Source organism: Methylophaga sp., from assembly GCF_030651745.1.
Genome location: NZ_JAUSCC010000031.1, coordinates 1 through 17,745 on the forward strand (window position 1 = coordinate 1; position 17,745 = coordinate 17,745).

Below are 17,745 nucleotides of genomic sequence, written 5' to 3' on the forward strand. Positions count from 1 at the left end.
CATATTGATGTGATCCGAGTATTTACGGATGACATTACGCAGACGCCAGCTATTTAAAAATTCATCTTCACCTTCACGCAGATGCAGGGTGACTTCAGTACCGCGAGTAGCTTTTTCAATGGTTTCAATATTGAACTCGCCTTCACCGGCCGATTCCCATAAAACACCATGTTCTTGAGTGGTTCCGGCACGGCGGGTTTTCAGTGTGACTTTGTCGGCCACAATAAATGCTGAATAAAAACCTACACCGAACTGGCCAATAAGTTGTGAATCTTTGGCTTGATCGCCGGTTAACTGACCAAAAAATGCTTTGGTGCCGCTGCGGGCGATAGTACCAATATTATCGATAACTTCCTGACGGGTCATGCCAATGCCGTTATCGTTAATGGTAATCGTACGGGCTTCTTTATCAAAGGTGACACGGATTTTCAGCTCGCCGTCTTCTTCATATAAAGCGTCATCGGAAAGCGCTTCAAAACGCAATTTGTCGGCTGCATCGGCCGCGTTAGATATCAGCTCACGCAGAAAAATCTCTTTGTTGCTGTACAGCGAATGAATCATCAAATTGAGAAGTTGTTTAACTTCTGTCTGGAAACCCATGGTTTCTTTATGTGCATCAACGCCCATTTCTGTATTGCCTCCATCTGGCTGTTTTAACGATAGCTCACAGATGGGGCCATGCTGATAAATATCAATAGTGTGTAGCCACAAAAAAATAATTGTCATTCAAAATCATGTGATTAGGATGGTTTCAGTTTGAATTCATCATTATTGTGTTAGCCTGTTTTCGGCCATGATGCCCACCCAATTCAAAAAAAAACGAAAAGGATAGACAGCATGCGTAAATTAACTTTGAGCCTTTTGATGGCGTTCAGCCTGACCGCTCATGCCGAAGAAAACAAAATAGATCTTGAAGAGCAATCCGTGCTCGGCCATCAGGAAATCGTTACTTTGTTTCCCGGTGAAATCAAAACCAATGCACGCATTGATACTGGTGCCGCAACAAATTCCATGTTCGCTATTGATACCAAAGTATTCGAAGAAAACGGCGAAAAACTGATTCGTTTCAAATTTGTCGATCATGAAGAAAATGAACATGAAATCACCCGCCCGTTGGTTGACACAGTAACCGTAACCCAAGCCAGTGGTGCTCAAACCCGCTATGTAGTAAAAATGGGTTTATGTGTTGGTGATTATTACGAAGAAACGCGTTTTACCCTGGCAGATCGCAGCAATATGACCTTTCCGATTTTAGTGGGTCGTAACTTTCTGGAAAATTCATTATTAGTCAGTTCAGCTGAAAAAATGATTGCTTCACCTGAATGTGAAGTAAAACTGGCGAAAAAAGATCCGGAAGAACTTCCCGTTGTACAACCCTGATCAACTGCAATACCAGTAAAAATGCCACATTAGAAAGCGCCTGTTCATTTTTGAGCAGGCGCTTTTTTTGGGTTTAACTTGATAGTTTTAACCTCGATAATATTCCCATAACCTAAGAGATGTTAAGGTATGACTTTAGCTAATTTTCAGAGATGGAATGTCAAAACAATCACTTAGAATTCTGACCTACAATCTGCATAAAGGCTTTAATACCGGCAATCGGCAATTCATTCTGCATGAAATGCGCGAAGCGCTACGAGAAGCCGATGCCGATATTATGTTGTTGCAGGAAATTCAAGGTGAACATACCGGTCATGAGCAAAAACATCAGCATTGGCCAGGCCCTCACTGCGATTTTATTGCAGAAGATATGTGGCCACATTTCGCCTATGCCAAAAATGCGGTCTACAGCGTCGGTCATCACGGCAATGCCATCCTAAGTAAATATGCCCTGCAAAGCTGGGAAAATATTAATGTTTCACCCTATACCTGGGCCAGCCGTAGTTTATTACACGGCGTCATCCATATCCCCGACACCCAAAATGAACTGCATATCGTCTGTCTGCATCTTGGTCTGACCGGAACCGAACGTAAACGTCAGTTGCAAACTTTGTGTGAACGTATTGATGAACATGTACCTCACAATGCACCACTGATTGTTGCCGGTGATTTTAATGACTGGAACGGTCAGGCGGAAAAACATTTCACCCAACGATTAGAATTGAAAGAAGCCTTTCGAACCTTACACAAAACCCACGCACGAACCTGGCCGTCCTGGATGCCGATTTTCAAGATGGACCGTATTTACTATCGCGGGCTTGAGCCCACATCCTGTGAATGTCCGCCTCATTCTTCATGGAAAACACTCTCAGATCACGCGCCATTAATTGCCGCCTTCGAGTTTTAAAACCAGTTTTTTAACAAAACCTGCTGAAATTACTTCAGCGCTCCGATAAATTCACTAAAGGAAATGAAAATGTTGAGAACGCTCTCTACCGCAATGCTTGTGATGTTCATGTCGAGCAGTTTTGCCAACGACGAAAGCCAAATGCATGGCGCATGGAAACTGGTTTCATATGAAGTTGAAGTGCAGGAAACTGGCGAAATGTTTCATCCGATGGGTAAGAAACCCACTGGTTATGTGGTGTTTACTCCCGAACAGCGGGTTTGGTTTGTATTAACAGGTGAAGGCCGCAAACCAGCAAAAACCATTGAAGAAAAAGCAACTTTGTTGGACACCATTATTTCGTACACCGGCAAATATCGGATTGAAGATAATATGTGGACTACCAGCGTGGAAGTCGCCTGGAACCCGCAATGGGTGGATACAGAACAAGCCCGGGAATTCAAAATCGACGGTGATCGACTGCAAGTTTTCACGCCATGGCGCGTGATGCCAAACTGGCCGGAAAAGGACATGACTCGCAGTATCGTGACTTTTGAACGCTCCGAGTAGGCATTAAACGCAAATTGCATTAAAGTGCGCGGCATAACAAACCTGAGGAATTGATATGCCTGATATCGTTGTCATGTTTTTCCTGCTGGGTCTGGTCGGTGGTTTAGTGAAATCCGACCTGGCCATTCCCAAAGCAGCTTACGACGTATTAAGTCTGCTGTTAATGCTGACTATCGGGCTGAAAGGCGGTATGGCATTACATGGCAATATGGGCTGGAGTCTGCTGCCTGAGTTGCTGTCTGTCGCTGCATTGGGATTTTTAATCCCGCTGATTCTGTTCCCGCTGTTATGGAAAGTAGTACGGTTAAATCTGGCAGACAGTGCAAGTTTTGCTGCCCACTATGGTTCGGTGAGTGCCGGTACTTTTGCTGTGGCTCTGGCCTATGCAGAATCGAATCAGATGATTATTGGTGGTCAGGTAACCCTCTATCTGGTGCTGTTGGAATTACCCGCTATTGTTATCGGCCTGATGTTATACCGGCATTTTAGCGGGGTAAAAAATGCTGCCGCCGGTGGCATGATGAGCATCTTGCACGAATCATTAACTAACAGAGGCGTCATTCTGCTGGTTGGCGGCGTGTTGATTGGTTGGATGTATGGCCCAAGACAAGGCGCTGGTGTTACTGACTTATACACCGGCGCCTTTATGGGCGTGCTGGCCTTGTTTCTCTTAGAAATGGGCATAGTGGCTGCCGAAGCGCTAAGTAAATTATCCCGCGACAAAATCCCGGTGGTGATATTCGCGATAGTTGCACCCACTGTGCTGGCGCTAGCCGGTTTATTCACTGGTAAATTGCTGGGGCTGCCGGATGGTTCGGTATTGATTCTGGCAAGTTTAACGGCCAGTGCTTCTTATATCGCAGCACCGGTTGCTGTCCGCTCGGCCATTCCGCAAGCCGATATCGGTTTAGCTATGTTGGCAGCATTGGGACTGACATTTCCATTTAATGTCATTGTCGGCATACCGCTGTATCACAGCCTGATTGGTTAATCAGCGGTCTTTAAACCAGACCAATTGAATGGAACCCTGACAGACGAACTCAGTCGCACTAATTGTCCCGGCCTGAAATAAGGGTCTGTTTATCTTTCATAGTCGCCACTGTTGTGGCTATGTAAAGATAAACAGACCCTAAGGAGTTATTAATGTCTGTATTTCGTCGATTATCGTTTTTTGGTTTGCTAAGTTTATTGCTCATTTCTTCCGTACGAGCTGATTCAAACAACACCTTGGTCATTGACGCTGCAAGGTTATTTGATGGCGAGCATGTGATTGACCAGGCCAGGATGGTCATTAAAGATGACACGATAGTCGCCATTGGTTCACAACACGAAATTGCCATTCCGTCAGATGCACATCAGCTCAAATATCCAAACCGTTTCATCATGCCCGGCCTTATTGCAGCACATTCTCATGTTGGAACCGTATCGGGTTTAAACCATGGCGGCGAGTATTACAGCCGCAAAACCGTGATGCGTGATCTGGCACAATTTCAACGTTACGGGGTTGTTGCCGTTAATGCATTAGGTCTTAATCGCCCTCTATTCCATCAATTACGTAATGAAATGCGCGGCAAACAACATAATGGGGCTGATTTATATGGTGCAGGCGCCGGGGTTGGTGCTGTTGATGGCGCACCACCTAAAGGTCGAATGGGTTTAACCGAAGATCAGGCAGAACGACCAGCCACTGCTGAACAGGCCCGTTTAGCTGTCAGGCAGATGCATGATGCAGGCATTGATATGGTGAAAGTCTGGGTCGATGGAATGGGCGGTGATGTTCCCACCATGCCAGCCGAAATCTATCAGGCAGCTTTTGAAGAAGCACAGTCACTGGGTCTGCCATCCGCCGCCCATATCCATTATCTGGAAGATGCCAAAGGTGTGGTTGCGGCCGGTGTAGATGTTGTTGCTCACGGCGTACGTGATACCGATGTGGATCAGGAATTTATTGATTTGATGCTGGCTGGAGATGTCTGGTATGTGCCCACCATCAATATTAACGAAGCAGAATATATTTATGCCCAACACCCAGAGTGGCTACATGATCCATTCTTTGCCGACAGCCTGAGTGAGGAACTGAAGCAGCAGTTGAGTGATGATTCCTGGCGTGAAGAAACCTTGGCGAAAAGTGATAAAAACCGTCAGTCAGTCAACTACAACATTAAAAACCTCAAAAAACTGCACGATGCGGGAGTTAAAATTGCCTTGGGTACCGATTCGGGAGCAACAGCATTAAGAATTCCCGGATTTGCTGAACATCGTGAACTGGAATTGATGGTACAGGCTGGCATGACGCCAAAAGCCGTATTACAAGCTGCGACCGCCAATGCGGCAGCAATGATGCAACTGTCCAATCGAGGTCGATTGGCTACCGGTTATCAGGCTGACTTTCTGGTTCTGTCCGCCGATCCCACTTTTAATATTCTTGCCAGCAGACAGATTGTCGAGGTCTGGCGGTATGGAATTCAGCAAGAAAAATTCTAAAGCCGGCAAGTTCGGTTCAACTATTGCATAGTTGATGCTGAAGCTTGTTATTGCACCGCTGGTATTAATAGTTGTTTAACGACTGAAATCACGGCACAGCGCCATTTACTTACAGTTGGTGTGTTAGGTAATAACCAGTCGCCTGATTTCAGCGTGCTTTATTGTGGTGCGGTTAAACCATTTCAGATCGTTATATAGACTCATTTCGGAGTGATTAAACAGATAAAACAAGCCGTCTGATCATTGAAGGAGCAAGGAATGCATTCGTTAGCACTGCTAAAACCCATTCAATCCATTCTGTTTAGCGTGGCGCTATTACTGCTGGGCAATGGATTGATCAGTACTCTGCTCACCTTGCGTGGCACCAGTGAGGGGTTTTCCAGTGCAGTAATGGGCATGATCATGTCGGCCTATTTTGTCGGCTTTATCTGTGGTACCTGGGTCAGTGGTCGTTTAATCCGCCGGATGGGCCATATCCGCACTTTTGCTTTCTGTGCCTCGGTCTGTGCTACAACCACACTGTTGCACGTCATCGTTATCGATCAATGGGCCTGGATGGGCTTTCGTTTCTTTTATGGTCTGGCTTACATCACGTTGATGACAGTAATTGAAAGCTGGCTTAACAGTCAGGCCGCCAGCCATGAACGTGGCCGTATCTTTGCCTTTTATATGGTGGTTAACCTTGGTGCGCTTGCTGTTGCACAACAGATGCTGCACATTGATTCTCCTGAAGGCTTTTTGTTATTTGCCTTGGTATCCATTTTAGTCAGCTGGGCCATTCTGCCATTAACATTAACCCGACGTAATCAACCGAATATTGCCACGGAAAGACCTAAAAGCAGTCTTAAAACCTTATTGAAAATTGCTCCTCTGGCCGTTGCCGGAGCATTTTTGTCGGGATTGGCCATGGGCGCTTTCTGGTCAATGACACCGATTTATGCCACCCAACTGGGTTATGGCATCAGCGGTATTGCAACGGTCATGAGCTTGACCATTATCGGCGGCGCGGTGTTGCAAATACCAATTGGCCGATATTCTGATAAACATGATCGCCCCAAAGTGATGACCTGGGTGGTGATTCTCGCTGCAATCATGGCGTTATTAATGACGATTGCTCCATCACAACGCATCCTGTTCGGTATGTTTTTTCTGTGGGGCGGTTTATCGTTTTCCATTTATCCGCTGGCAGTTGCCCAGTTAATTGATCAGCTTCATCCTGATGAAATCGTTTCGGGCTCATCCGATATGTTGGTATTGCACGGTGCAGGTTGTGCATTTGCACCGGTTATTGCCGGTTGGCTAATGACGGTAGTTGGTGCCCATGGTTTACCCATCTATATTGGAATCGTACTGATTGGACTTGCTGCCTATGCCATTTATCGGCGTCGCAGGGTTACTGATCTGGTCACCGGCAGTAATGCACATTTCGAACCGATGGTGCAGACCAGTGCTCAGGCCTTAAATATGATGTTTGATCAGCAACAACGCGACTTGTTTGATGATCCCAGTTTTTATGGGGAAGAAGAACAGAACCGCATCATCAATGCCTTACGGCAAAGTGGATCTTAAACTGTCAGTTTTTTTATAGACATCCGCTTAAATAACCGTGATCCTTGCCAGTCTGAAAAGCTCTGCCAACAGCAACTCAATAGGTAAGCTGACCATAAGCTTTTGATTTTTTTGATCACGGAACTTGAATGGAACATCACCACCCTCATCATCACAAAGCCGCTAACTATAATCGCGCTTTTGCCATTGGCATCTCGCTGAATGTGGTGTTTGTCATTATCGAAGCCAGCTATGGCATTTTAGCCGGCTCGATGGCATTACTGGCAGATGCCGGTCATAACTTAAGTGATGTACTGAGTTTATTGCTGGCCTGGGGAGCCGGTATTCTGGCAAAAAAGGCAGCCACTGAAAGACGTACTTATGGTTTTCGAAAAGCCACAGTAATGGCGGCATTAATCAGTTCCATTATGTTGTTAATTGCCTTGGGTGCCATCGGCTGGGAATCGATTAACAGAATGTTAAATCCCCGACCAGTAGAAGGCATGACGGTAATCGTCGTGGCCAGCATTGGTGTAGTGATTAATACCATTACCGCACTACTGTTTTTTAAAGGTCAAAAACATGATTTGAATATCCGTGGCGCCTTTCTGCATATGGCTGCCGATGCGGCTGTGTCACTTGGTGTTGTAATTGCCGGTCTGTTTATTCTGTTCAAAGGCTGGTTATGGATTGATCCGGTGGTCAGCTTGCTGATCGTGGCAATTATTTTAGTAGGTACCTGGCGCTTATTCCGTGAGTCGTTTAATTATGCAATGGACGCTGTACCGGAAAATGTTGATCTGCAAAAAATCCAACAGTATTTGCTGGGCTTAGAACAGGTTGATTCATTACACGATTTACATGTGTGGCCATTGAGCACCAGTGAAACAGCTTTAACCGTACATTTAGTGGTCAACAAAAATCCGCTGGATAATGCGTTTTTGTCTCAACTGCAACATGACCTGCATGATCATTTTGATATTGAACATGCAACGATTCAGCTGGAGTCAATTGATGCTGCCAGTTTGTGTCCGCTCGGTAGCAACCAGGAGTGTCATCGTTAATTCGCTTTAGCTGTTAAAGTCCAGCATTCCTCCAGAACAATAACTCTGGTATGGTGCCTGACTTAATTATTTACTGAAGCTGATATCAAAATGCATGGCAAGTTAATTAAATGGAAAGATGACAGGGGTTTTGGCTTTATCCTCTGCGAGCACAATCAACAGGAAGTATTTGTCCATATTTCCGCATTTCCGGGCAGCAGCCCACGACCCAAAGTCGGTGAAATGCTCGGTTTTGAAATAGAAACCACGGCAGACGGTAAAACCCGGGCTATCAATATCAGCCGTGAAGCATCCTTAAAAACCAAAAATTCGCCCATTAAGCTCAGTAAAACTCCGGGGAAAAACACCAAAATAATCAATGTCATTATTGCATTGGTAGTGATCGGTTTGATTGCCGTAAGTGTTTCTCAAAAATTTACCTTCTAACACTCTCTACGCGAACGCACATCAAAATAACCATAGGCAGCGACCACCAGAAAACAGGCGGCAGGAACAATATAGGAAATCGCTGTGTTAAACACATCGATCAAAGCCCCCTGAAACAAAGGCATAATCGCGCCGCCAAGAATCGCCATCACCAGACCAGCAGCACCGAATTTAGTATCTTCGCCCAAGCCTTTTAAAGCCACACCATAGATAGTGGGAAACATCAGCGACAAACAGGCAGATATCGACACGATTGCCCATATCCCAGAAATCGTCGGGCTAAGCATCGCAAACAAACATAACGCCGTTCCCGTTAATGCCAGTATCGTCATCAATAAGGTGGGTCGGATATAGCCCATCAACCAGGTCATCGCAAAACGGGACACTAAAAACACCAACAAGCTGTATTGCAGATAAATACTGGCATCGGCCGCCGTGCCGCCCATCGCCTGTTGTACATATTGAATAGTAAAAGTCCAGACACAGACTTGTGCCGCGACATTAAAAAACTGTGCAATAACGCCAAACCGGTAATGGCTGTTGGCCATCAATCGTTTGAAGATCTGAGCAAAATGTAATTCACTGAGGCTCGACACCACCGCTTCACGCGGTTTTGGTACCTTGGAAAATAAAATCATCAGCCAAATAAGAAATAAGGCCAATGCCATACTGACATAAGGCAACATCACGGCTTTGAGTTCGGCTGACTGAACCAGCTTTAGCTCTTCCACCGTCATTAGCGCCCGATCAGCAGCTTCAGCAATATGTAAATTCGGCAGGATCAGCGTAGCGGCCAGGAACACGCCAAGATTGGTACCAACCGGATTAAAAGCCTGAGCCAGATTCAGTCTGCGAGTGGCATTTTCTATTGGCCCCATTGCCATCACAAACGGATTAGCTGAAGTTTCCAGAACCGATAAACCCGCCGCGAGAATAAATAACGCCGCCAGAAAATAATGATAATTCATCGCCAGACTGGCAGGATAAAACGCTAAAGCACCTATTACGGCCAACCCTAAACCACACAAAACACCGGTTTTATAGGAATACCTGCGATTGATAAACGCAGCGGGTATTGCCAGACAAAAATATGCTCCGTAATAGGCGAACTGCACCAAGGCAGATTGCAAGGTGCTCATAGCAAATATTTGACTGAACACCTTGACCAACGGATCGGTCATATTAGCTGCCACGCCCCAGGCTGCAAAACAGCTGATCAATAAAACAAACACCAGCCGCATTTCTGGGTAGACAAAGGGCTTTTTGACCGACATAAGGTTCTGGCTCCGTACTGTTTTCAGGCTTTTCCCTGAGTGTAACAGTAATTTAAATGGAACCCGAGATAGCTTGGCTTATTTACTTATCCCCAAATAACGCCACAAAATCACCGGAGAATTCGCCGGCCATTATCTGATTGCAATATAAACTGGCTACCACGCTTATCCGTGCTTTACCTTTACGCCGCAACGTCGTGAGAAATCTCTGCCACCCCTCTTCGTCTACCAATACAGCAGTGGCCGTAAACTCTTCGGTCATGGGTTTGAGATATGCCATTTCATTACGCTGAATCACTAAGCGTGAAGCGATACCCTCTTCAGCTAAACGGGTATGTAATAGCGACCAGGCCGAAAGTATTGCCAATGTCGAGGCACTGCCACCAAATACAGTTTCCTGATGATTGATATTGGGCGCTAATGGCGCGGCCAAAGTCAGCTCATGCTTATCTATCTCCAGCACCGAGACCCGCATGGCGGCAGACAAAGGGATATGCTGGTGCAGATATCGTTCCAGTTGTTGGGTTTTGGTCATGATTAATACGTCATTTTGTTTCAAGCTGATGTTGTGAGCCATGTAAATACTCTAGTAGGCCACTCATCAACTGATTGATATTTTGATAGTTTTTCATATCGACCGACAAAATCTCAGCCGCAGATTGCACATAAGGTGCGGGTTGCAGCTCATCAGCACAGTGGTCAACCAGAGCTTGAGCAGAATCCTGCGTGGTTTCCAGATGAAACTGCAGACCAATCACCAAGTTTCCCAACTGAAAAGCCTGATTTAGGCAACCATAACTTTCAGCGATCCGCTCTGCCCCTTCGGGTAAATCAAAGGTTTCACCATGCCAGTGAAATACGCTGGTTGTTTCAGGAAACTGGAATGCTGAGGCATTATTGTTTGCTACCGCTTGAATCGGCCACCAGCCAATTTCTTTTTCTTTATTGGGATACACTCTTGCCCCCATTGCACTGGCGATCAACTGAGCCCCCAAACATATCCCCAGCAAAGGTTTACCTGTTTCAATAAATTGACGAATAAACTGCTTTTCTGCTGCCAGCCAAGGATATTGTGACTCTTCATTGACACTCATAGGCCCGCCCATGACCAGCAGAAAATCCACATCGCTCACTTCGGGTAATTCAAAAGACTGATAAAACTGTGTTGAGCTTATTTGATAACCGCGTTTTTTTAGCCAGTCTTCAATACTGCCAAGCCCTTCAAAGGCAACATGCTGAAAATAGTGTGCTTGCATCATCTATCCTGACTTATTTTGCTTATCGCGTAATGATATCTATCTAATATTTAAACTTTGTGAATTTCAACATTCTAACAGGTGATTTTTACCCAACATAATCGGGAGCATTTCCTAGGTCAGGTGAAAAGTGATACGGTAAAAGCCCATCCAGCCTAAAGATTACTCTTAAGCAATCGTGATGCTGCTGGCTGGCAATATGGGCTTATATTTCAATGGAGGAAAGACCATGAAGCAAAATGCATTTTCGTCAAACGTAAAACTAAAATTGATTTTACCACTGGTATTTGGCCTAAGCCTTACGGCTTGTGCACCTGAACCTGAGGTACATGCCGCTCAAGTCAGTGAAGCCGAAATTCAAAATTTGTTTGAACGCTGGAATCAGTCCCTGCAAACGGGTGATCCTGCTGCGGTGACCGCTAATTACGCTTCAAATGCTGTGTTATTGCCAACGGTGTCTAATAAAGTGCGCACCAACCACACTGAAATCGAAGACTATTTTGTGCATTTTCTGGAACTGAATCCTTATGGTCGCATCGACGAAAGACATATCACGATAAATAATGACATTGCGATAGATGCCGGGATCTATACTTTTGATGTCACTAAAAATGGTGAACTAAAGCAGGTTCAGGCGCGTTATAACTTTGTTTACGAACGTCAGAATAACGGTGAATGGTTAATCGTCAACCATCACTCATCGGCAATGCCAGAAGTCATGGTCGACGAAGCTGAATTGATGGAAGATATACTGATTGAGGGATAATGGGTCGCTGGAGTGATGCGTTGCCAAGTGTCTTACAAAATGACATTCAGGCATACTTTGCGGGTAACAATAAAAACAACATTAACAGCGAGGAAAGAAAATGACGATTGCACTTACTCCCCTGATTTCATTAATTGCCGGTATTCTGATATTGCTGGTACCACGGTTATTGAACTATATCGTGGCGATTTATCTGATCATTATCGGTCTGGTTGGTATCTTTGGCGGTAATCTGAATTTCACGCCATAAACAAGCTGGTATTTTTGTATCGCGGTGGGATGGCATCAGATTCCCGCCGCTTTTTCTGCATAATCCATCGACTCTCAAGCACTGCCGACTTCGTAGTCATCTATTTAATGGCAGTGGTAGGTTCCAGCCTTAGTGTCTTTGTGACAACCATTTTTATCCGTTCGACCTGAGTGGGCATAGCTCAGACTTGCTCCGAACGTCATTAAAACGATAAAAAGCACGGTCAGTTTTTTCATAGTGATATCGCTTTTTGAGAGTAGTAAATGGAGAGTGTCTCCAATCTTTTTATTACTCCCTTTTACTCTCTTTATCTTGAGCTTGCCCGTTATTTTCCGGTCAGATTATTTCAACGAAATTTTGCGGCTATCAGCGAGTTCAACTAATTGTTCGAGCGGATCGGCCAGTGCTTTGATGCCTTCTGCAATTTCATCCGGCTTATAACCAAGCTGTTGCATCAGGTTAATTTGATTTTGCAGTAACTTCTGCATCGCCGCGATTTCTTTAAGCTGATGCATATGTTCGGCATGGCGGTTTTGTTCGCTGAGTTGTTGTTTAGTTAAACGATTCTGGTAGGAAATATCTTTCCAGAGTTCGCGTAATTGCTCGATGATTTTATCAAGCCCCAACAAATTGAAGTCCCCTGGCGAGTGAATTTCAATGGACTGAATAATCAGTCTATGTGGCTCCCTCACCGATGACAAAGACCCATGAAAGGCATTCTTAAGATTCGGGTTCTGGCCTTTGAGTTTTATTTTTTCCAGCACATACAAGCGGTTGTAAAGAATATTGAGCTGATGAAAAAAGCGGTAAAAGTCCTCTACCGTCCAATCCTCGCTGGTGCTAAAGCCTATCGGGCTGATGCTCTCTGACAAACCCGGTCTCCTTGGTCGAATTTTTTCAGTAACAAAACTCTAACATGATCTGGTAAGCAAATGACTCAATCCTCTTTACGACTGACAATTTCACCTTCAATGATATTTGCCTCATGTGGTGATTGCTGTTTTTGCTGGCGATAAAATTGCTGATATTGCTGGCCTGCTTCACTGGCTTTTCGCATTTGCCTGCGTGCCCGATACAGCATTAATGGGATAAGGATCCAGCTTAATAGCACTACAAACACCAGCAGTGTCAGACTGAGCATCATTACCAGCCCCAGCATAATCCAGGCAAAAACCCGCTGCAGCAGACCAGCTGATTGCAGCTGCCTGAATTGTTGTTGCCAGGCTTGAGTTTGCTGGCGAAAAGCATCTGATCGAAACATAAAACCTCTTTCAAGCACTTAGCGTGCTGCGTTGATATACCTGATAAAAAGAAAATTAAACTAGAAAGGAAGCTGATCCTGACGTTCTGTTTACTTATGGATTGAGATAGTCCCCAGACGTGATAAGTTTCAATCCAGTTGCCGGTCGATTGTAAAGATATACCCATGCCGTAATCTCACCACCATCGGCAAGAGTGATGTTTTGCTGGCTGCGAACGTATTCATGCGGTTCACAAAAACTTGCTGAACATTCTTCATAATCATCAAGCTCGGCAAACAGCAATTCATTATTGTTGATCCGATACACCTCACCGATAACTTGCTGGTGAGGGTCATCACTTAAAATAACACCTGGATAATAACTGACTTGATACAAGCTGGCTTGCAATCTGCCAAGTGCTATATATTCACAATATTGATGCAGCAAATCGTGACGAACAGTGTCTTTACGTAAGGTGCCGTAAACAAAAAGATAGTCTTCAGTCATAAATTCAGGGCTGTGAAATCAATACAATTAGAGGCTAATTACATTCTACGTGGTGAATTATCTCAACTAAATATGAATTCAGACTTAACATCCCTTAATTACATCGGTCGCTTTGCCCCTTCTCCCACCGGGCCTTTGCATTTTGGTTCTCTGGTAACAGCTACGGCCAGCTTTCTGGATGCGCGTTCACATGGTGGAAAATGGCTGGTGCGGATGGAAGATCTGGATAAACCACGAGAAGTCGCCGGTGCCGCCAAAGATATTCTCGATACGCTAGAGAGCTTTGGTTTTTATTGGGACGACGAAGTGTTGTTTCAAAGTCAACGAACTGTTCTTTACCAAAACACGCTACAACAATTGCAATCATTAAAACTGGCTTATCCTTGCGGATGTAGCAGAAAAGAAATTAATACCAGTGCGGTTTCAGGTATTGATGGTCCGGTGTATCCGGGTTTCTGTCGTCGGGGATTAGCGGCTGGCAAACATGCCCGTACCTGGCGACTTAGGGTAAATGATCAACCTATCTCTTTTCAGGATCTGATCCAGGGTGAGCAATCACAGGTCTTATCACAACAGGTTGGTGATTTTGTGATCCGGCGGGCAGATGGTTTATTTGCCTATCAGTTGGCTGTGGTTGTCGATGATGCATTACAAGAGGTGACGCATATTGTGCGAGGTGCCGACTTGCTCGATTCCACCCCACGGCAAATCTTTTTACAACAACAACTCAGCTTGGTCACACCAATGTATGCACACATGCCGATAGCCACTAATCTACAGGGTGAAAAGCTCAGTAAACAAACCCGTGCACAGCCAGTCAAACTCCGGGATAGCAGTGTAGTTTTGTGCCGGGTATTGCGCTTTCTGGGAATGCAACCACCGATAGATTTGGCTGAGACCGCGCTTGATGATTTATGGAGCTGGGCGATACAACGCTGGCAGATACAACACGTGCCTAAATTACGCCGGCAAGTGTCGTTGATTCCAACTTAAACTGGCCTCGAAATATCGAAGGTCTGTGATACTGGTCAAAGTCCCAAACATTTGCGCAATTCGCTGACTTTGGGAAATGTGAAAGATTATCGCGGATCCACAGATTCTGTTGCAGTGTATTAAATAAGATAGGAAGTCCACCACAAATCATGTTTTTCGCTGGATTTTTAATTGATGGCGTTGGCTTTTCTTGCACAGTTAAACGCTCTCGACTATGCTCAGAGGCAACTTTTCCCACTCTTAGTTGACTGAAGTCACAGCTAAATAATGACAAATTCACGTTTTTTATAATGGAATTGTCAGCTTGGTGGTGAGCTGAATTCAGGAGATATTGGATACGATGTTATTTGCCGTTTTATCAGGCTTTATTTTGGCAATGTTCACGCCACTGCTGCAGCATAGTGCCCAGAATAAAACTGGCTGGCTCCTGGCGATTTTGCCAGTATCGCTGACGATGTATTTTGCCAGCTTTATCCCGGCGGTAAGCCAAGGCGATGTCATCTATCAAGAGTGGCAATGGCTGCCAGGGATGGACATTAATCTGAGCTTTATGCTGGATGGCCTGTCTTTACTGTTTGCCTTGCTGATCAGTTTTATCGGCATCTTTATTTTCATCTACGCCGGCAGCTATCTGCAGGGGCATAAATCGTTAGCCCGCTTTTTTGTCATTATGCTTGCCTTTATGGCATCAATGCTGGGGTTGGTACTTTCCGATAATCTGATCAGCCTGTTTGTGTTCTGGGAATTAACCAGCATTACTTCATATCTGCTGATTGGCTTTGATCATGAAGACGAATCAGCCCGACGTTCAGCATTACAAGGTTTGTTTGTCACTGTCGGGGGGGGGCTGGCTCTGATGGCGGGTCTGATTATGTTAGCTACTGCAGGTGGCAGCTATCAGATCTCTGAATTGTTAGGTGCGTCAGACAGCGTGCTGGAAAGCCCACTGGCTATTGGCATGATCATCTGTATTTTGTTGGGTACATTTACCAAATCAGCCCAATTCCCCTTCCATTTTTGGTTACCTAATGCGATGGCGGCGCCAACGCCAGTATCGGCTTATCTGCATTCTGCGACCATGGTGAAAGCCGGGGTTTATTTGATGGCCAGGCTTAATCCGGCTTTTACTGAACATGCATTGTGGACATTCTCCCTCAGCCTGTTTGGCGCCATCACCATGTTTGTTGGAGCCTATCTGGCCTATAGCGCAACCGATATCAAGAAAGTACTGGCCTATTCCACTGTAATGGCACTTGGCACATTAACCATGCTGCTAGGTATAGGCACCGAGTATGCGTTAATTGCCTTTACCTGTTTCCTGCTGGCCCACTCGTTATACAAGGCAGCGCTGTTTATGCTGGCAGGCGCAATTGATCATGAAATTGGTACTAAAGATTTAACATTGATGGGTGGTTTGCGTAGCAAAATGCCACGTACCGCCCTGATTACTGCTGTTGCCGCCTTATCGCTTGCCGGGATGCCACCATTATTTGGATTTATTGCCAAAGAAGCCATGTTTGAAGCAGTACTTGGCAACGAAAGTTATCAGCTATTGATCCTCATATTAGCCTTGGCCGCCGCAATGCTGGTGATGGCTATTGCCGCGGTAGTTGCTGTTAAACCTTTTTATGGGGAATTGCGTCCCACACCGAAAAAACCTCATGAAGCCCCCTTGGCAATGTTGATAGGCCCGGCGATTCTGGCGGTATTGTCACTTATGTTTGGTTTGCTGCCGTGGATTCCTCAAAACGCCATTTTAGCTGCCACCGTCAACGCCGTTTCCATGGCTCCAGCCAATTTATCATTGGCCTTATGGCATGGTTTTAATCTGCCATTGCTGTTATCGGTGATCGCCCTGTTTGGCGGTATCCTGCTGTTTATGGTCTGGCAAAAAACACGGCCAGCCATCGGTCAATTAACAACACAACTAAGTCGCTTCGGACCAGAAGCAGGCTATTTCAGCATGATGAACGGTATCACCGGAATCGCCAGTTGGCAGACCAAACTGCTGCAAAACGGCAAGCTGGGTAATTACATGATTGTGATGATCCTGACCACGGTGATCCTGGTTGGTTATACCTTGCTGAGTCAATATGGGTTGAACGTGTACCTGAATGTTGAAGGTGTGGCTTTTTACGAGTTTTCCATTGTTTTACTGATGTTGATGGCGACACTTTACGCCATTCATACCCGTTCACGCCTAGGGGCGGTGGCCAGTATGGGCGTTTTGGGCTTTACCGTGGCGCTGGTGTTTATTCATTTCAGTGCCCCGGATTTAGGTATTACCCAAGTGCTGGTGGAAACGCTCACCGTAATATTGCTGGTACTGGTATTGTTCAAATTGCCCGGCTTCTCCCGCTATTCAAGCCGTTATGAAGTGATTCGAGATGCCAGCGTAGCAGTGTTAATGGGTGTGTTAATGACATTACTTGTGCTGGCTGCAATTGATGTGCAGTTTTTTGAATCCATCTCAGGATATTTTGTTGAATCCAGTTATCCACTGGCTAAAGGTCGCAATATCGTCAATGTGATTCTGGTCGATTTCCGGGCATTGGATACGCTGGGCGAAATATTTGTGCTAGCTATTGCAGCGCTGGGGGTTTTCTCAATGCTCAAATTACGTGCTGAGGAAAAATAATGGACGATAACAAACTCAAAATAATGACCTTCAATACGCTGATCCTGCATACGGCCGCGTTGTTTTTATTGCCATTGCAGTTGATTTTTTCAGTGTTTCTATTATTACGCGGCCATGATGAACCGGGCGGTGGATTTATTGCCGGGCTGGTCGCTTCTGGAGCCTTTGTGCTGTATCTGTTTGCTCATGGCGTGGCGTCGACCCGGGAGATTATGCGGGTAGAACCTCGCGATTTGCTGGCATTAGGTCTGTTACTGGGTTTATCGGCCTTGTTTCCGGGCATGCTCAATGGCGAAGCCTTTCTTACCGCGCAATGGTGGGAGTTTTCTCTGGGTGATACCCAAGTCAAATTATCAACAGTGTTGATTTTCGATATCGGTGTTTATTTTGCGGTGTTGGGTACGATTTTGACCATCGTGATGTCACTGACGGAGTCCGAAGAGTGATCGATAAACTGACGAT

General features: G+C 45.4%; 21 protein-coding genes. 13 read left to right on the forward strand and 8 right to left on the reverse strand.

Annotated elements, in window-relative coordinates:
* A partial coding sequence (locus Q7V21_RS03415; RefSeq protein WP_304915979.1) for an ATP-binding protein occupies positions 1-627 on the reverse strand: 627 nt, incomplete at its 3' end.
* 210 nt (positions 628-837) lie between these two features.
* On the opposite strand from Q7V21_RS03415, the gene Q7V21_RS03420 reads away from it, so the two are divergent.
* The 8 genes from Q7V21_RS03420 to Q7V21_RS03455 all read left to right on the forward strand — a co-directional run bounded on the left by Q7V21_RS03420 (position 838) and on the right by Q7V21_RS03455 (position 8,358).
* Complete coding sequence (locus Q7V21_RS03420; RefSeq protein ID WP_304915931.1) at positions 838-1,380, forward strand: RimK/LysX family protein; 543 nt, start codon at positions 838-840, stop codon at positions 1,378-1,380.
* A gap of 157 nt (positions 1,381-1,537) precedes the next feature.
* Positions 1,538-2,287, forward strand: coding sequence for an endonuclease/exonuclease/phosphatase family protein (locus Q7V21_RS03425; RefSeq protein WP_304915932.1), 750 nt, complete (start codon positions 1,538-1,540; stop codon positions 2,285-2,287).
* A gap of 69 nt (positions 2,288-2,356) precedes the next feature.
* Positions 2,357-2,836, forward strand: a complete 480-nt coding sequence (locus Q7V21_RS03430) for a lipocalin-like domain-containing protein (RefSeq protein ID WP_304915933.1) — start codon at positions 2,357-2,359, stop codon at positions 2,834-2,836.
* Between the two features lie 55 nt (positions 2,837-2,891).
* On the forward strand, positions 2,892-3,827 hold the full coding sequence (locus Q7V21_RS03435; protein WP_304915934.1) for a sodium-dependent bicarbonate transport family permease: 936 nt from the start codon (positions 2,892-2,894) through the stop codon (positions 3,825-3,827).
* Positions 3,828-3,979: 152 nt separating this feature from the next.
* The gene (locus Q7V21_RS03440) at positions 3,980-5,320 is read left to right on the forward strand and encodes an amidohydrolase family protein (RefSeq protein ID WP_304915935.1); all 1,341 of its coding nucleotides are present in this window, start codon (positions 3,980-3,982) and stop codon (positions 5,318-5,320) included.
* Positions 5,321-5,578: 258 nt separating this feature from the next.
* Positions 5,579-6,889 carry an MFS transporter gene (locus tag Q7V21_RS03445; protein WP_304915936.1) on the forward strand — a complete coding sequence of 437 codons (1,311 nt, stop codon included), beginning with the start codon at positions 5,579-5,581 and terminating at the stop codon, positions 6,887-6,889.
* A 128-nt stretch (positions 6,890-7,017) separates the two neighbouring features.
* Positions 7,018-7,932, forward strand: coding sequence for a cation diffusion facilitator family transporter (locus tag Q7V21_RS03450; protein WP_304915937.1), 915 nt, complete (start codon positions 7,018-7,020; stop codon positions 7,930-7,932).
* 90 nt (positions 7,933-8,022) lie between these two features.
* A complete protein-coding gene (locus tag Q7V21_RS03455; protein WP_304915938.1) occupies positions 8,023-8,358 on the forward strand; it encodes a cold shock domain-containing protein in 336 nt (111 codons plus the stop codon).
* Here the strand turns inward: Q7V21_RS03455 and fucP are convergent.
* The 3 genes from fucP to Q7V21_RS03470 all read right to left on the reverse strand — a co-directional run bounded on the left by fucP (position 8,355) and on the right by Q7V21_RS03470 (position 10,891).
* Entirely contained in the window at positions 8,355-9,632 is a 1,278-nt protein-coding gene (gene fucP, locus Q7V21_RS03460; RefSeq protein WP_304915939.1) for an L-fucose:H+ symporter permease, read from the reverse strand. The genes Q7V21_RS03455 and fucP overlap by 4 nt on opposite strands.
* A gap of 82 nt (positions 9,633-9,714) precedes the next feature.
* On the reverse strand, positions 9,715-10,209 hold the full coding sequence (locus Q7V21_RS03465) for a thioesterase domain-containing protein (RefSeq protein WP_304915940.1): 495 nt from the start codon (positions 10,207-10,209) through the stop codon (positions 9,715-9,717).
* A complete protein-coding gene (locus Q7V21_RS03470) occupies positions 10,178-10,891 on the reverse strand; it encodes a gamma-glutamyl-gamma-aminobutyrate hydrolase family protein (protein ID WP_304915941.1) in 714 nt (237 codons plus the stop codon). Before Q7V21_RS03470 ends, Q7V21_RS03465 begins: the two co-directional genes overlap by 32 nt.
* Positions 10,892-11,117: 226 nt before the next feature.
* Between Q7V21_RS03470 and Q7V21_RS03475 the strand changes: the two genes are divergently transcribed.
* Both Q7V21_RS03475 and Q7V21_RS03480 read left to right on the forward strand, forming a co-directional pair.
* Positions 11,118-11,654, forward strand: a complete 537-nt coding sequence (locus tag Q7V21_RS03475; RefSeq protein ID WP_304915942.1) for an SgcJ/EcaC family oxidoreductase — start codon at positions 11,118-11,120, stop codon at positions 11,652-11,654.
* 100 nt (positions 11,655-11,754) lie between these two features.
* Complete coding sequence (locus Q7V21_RS03480) at positions 11,755-11,904, forward strand: DUF3096 domain-containing protein (protein WP_084002930.1); 150 nt, start codon at positions 11,755-11,757, stop codon at positions 11,902-11,904.
* A gap of 104 nt (positions 11,905-12,008) precedes the next feature.
* Here Q7V21_RS03480 and Q7V21_RS17890 read toward each other — a convergent pair whose 3' ends face one another.
* From Q7V21_RS17890 to Q7V21_RS03495, 4 genes are all read right to left on the reverse strand, one after another.
* A complete protein-coding gene (locus tag Q7V21_RS17890) occupies positions 12,009-12,140 on the reverse strand; it encodes a YHYH domain-containing protein (protein WP_370654041.1) in 132 nt (43 codons plus the stop codon).
* 105 nt (positions 12,141-12,245) lie between these two features.
* The gene (locus Q7V21_RS03485) at positions 12,246-12,776 is read right to left on the reverse strand and encodes a hypothetical protein (protein WP_304915943.1); all 531 of its coding nucleotides are present in this window, start codon (positions 12,774-12,776) and stop codon (positions 12,246-12,248) included.
* Between the two features lie 65 nt (positions 12,777-12,841).
* On the reverse strand, positions 12,842-13,165 hold the full coding sequence (locus Q7V21_RS03490) for a hypothetical protein (RefSeq protein WP_304915944.1): 324 nt from the start codon (positions 13,163-13,165) through the stop codon (positions 12,842-12,844).
* 94 nt (positions 13,166-13,259) lie between these two features.
* Positions 13,260-13,652, reverse strand: coding sequence for a gamma-glutamylcyclotransferase (locus Q7V21_RS03495; protein WP_304915945.1), 393 nt, complete (start codon positions 13,650-13,652; stop codon positions 13,260-13,262).
* Between the two features lie 12 nt (positions 13,653-13,664).
* On the opposite strand from Q7V21_RS03495, the gene gluQRS reads away from it, so the two are divergent.
* The 3 genes from gluQRS (at position 13,665) to Q7V21_RS03510 (ending at position 17,729) form a co-directional block, all read left to right on the forward strand.
* Complete coding sequence (gene gluQRS / locus Q7V21_RS03500; RefSeq protein ID WP_304915946.1) at positions 13,665-14,645, forward strand: tRNA glutamyl-Q(34) synthetase GluQRS; 981 nt, start codon at positions 13,665-13,667, stop codon at positions 14,643-14,645.
* A gap of 340 nt (positions 14,646-14,985) precedes the next feature.
* Complete coding sequence (locus Q7V21_RS03505) at positions 14,986-17,283, forward strand: putative monovalent cation/H+ antiporter subunit A (protein WP_304915980.1); 2,298 nt, start codon at positions 14,986-14,988, stop codon at positions 17,281-17,283.
* Complete coding sequence (locus Q7V21_RS03510) at positions 17,283-17,729, forward strand: Na+/H+ antiporter subunit B (protein WP_304915947.1); 447 nt, start codon at positions 17,283-17,285, stop codon at positions 17,727-17,729. The genes Q7V21_RS03505 and Q7V21_RS03510 overlap by 1 nt, the downstream gene beginning before the upstream one ends.
* Positions 17,730-17,745 lie beyond the last annotated feature (16 nt).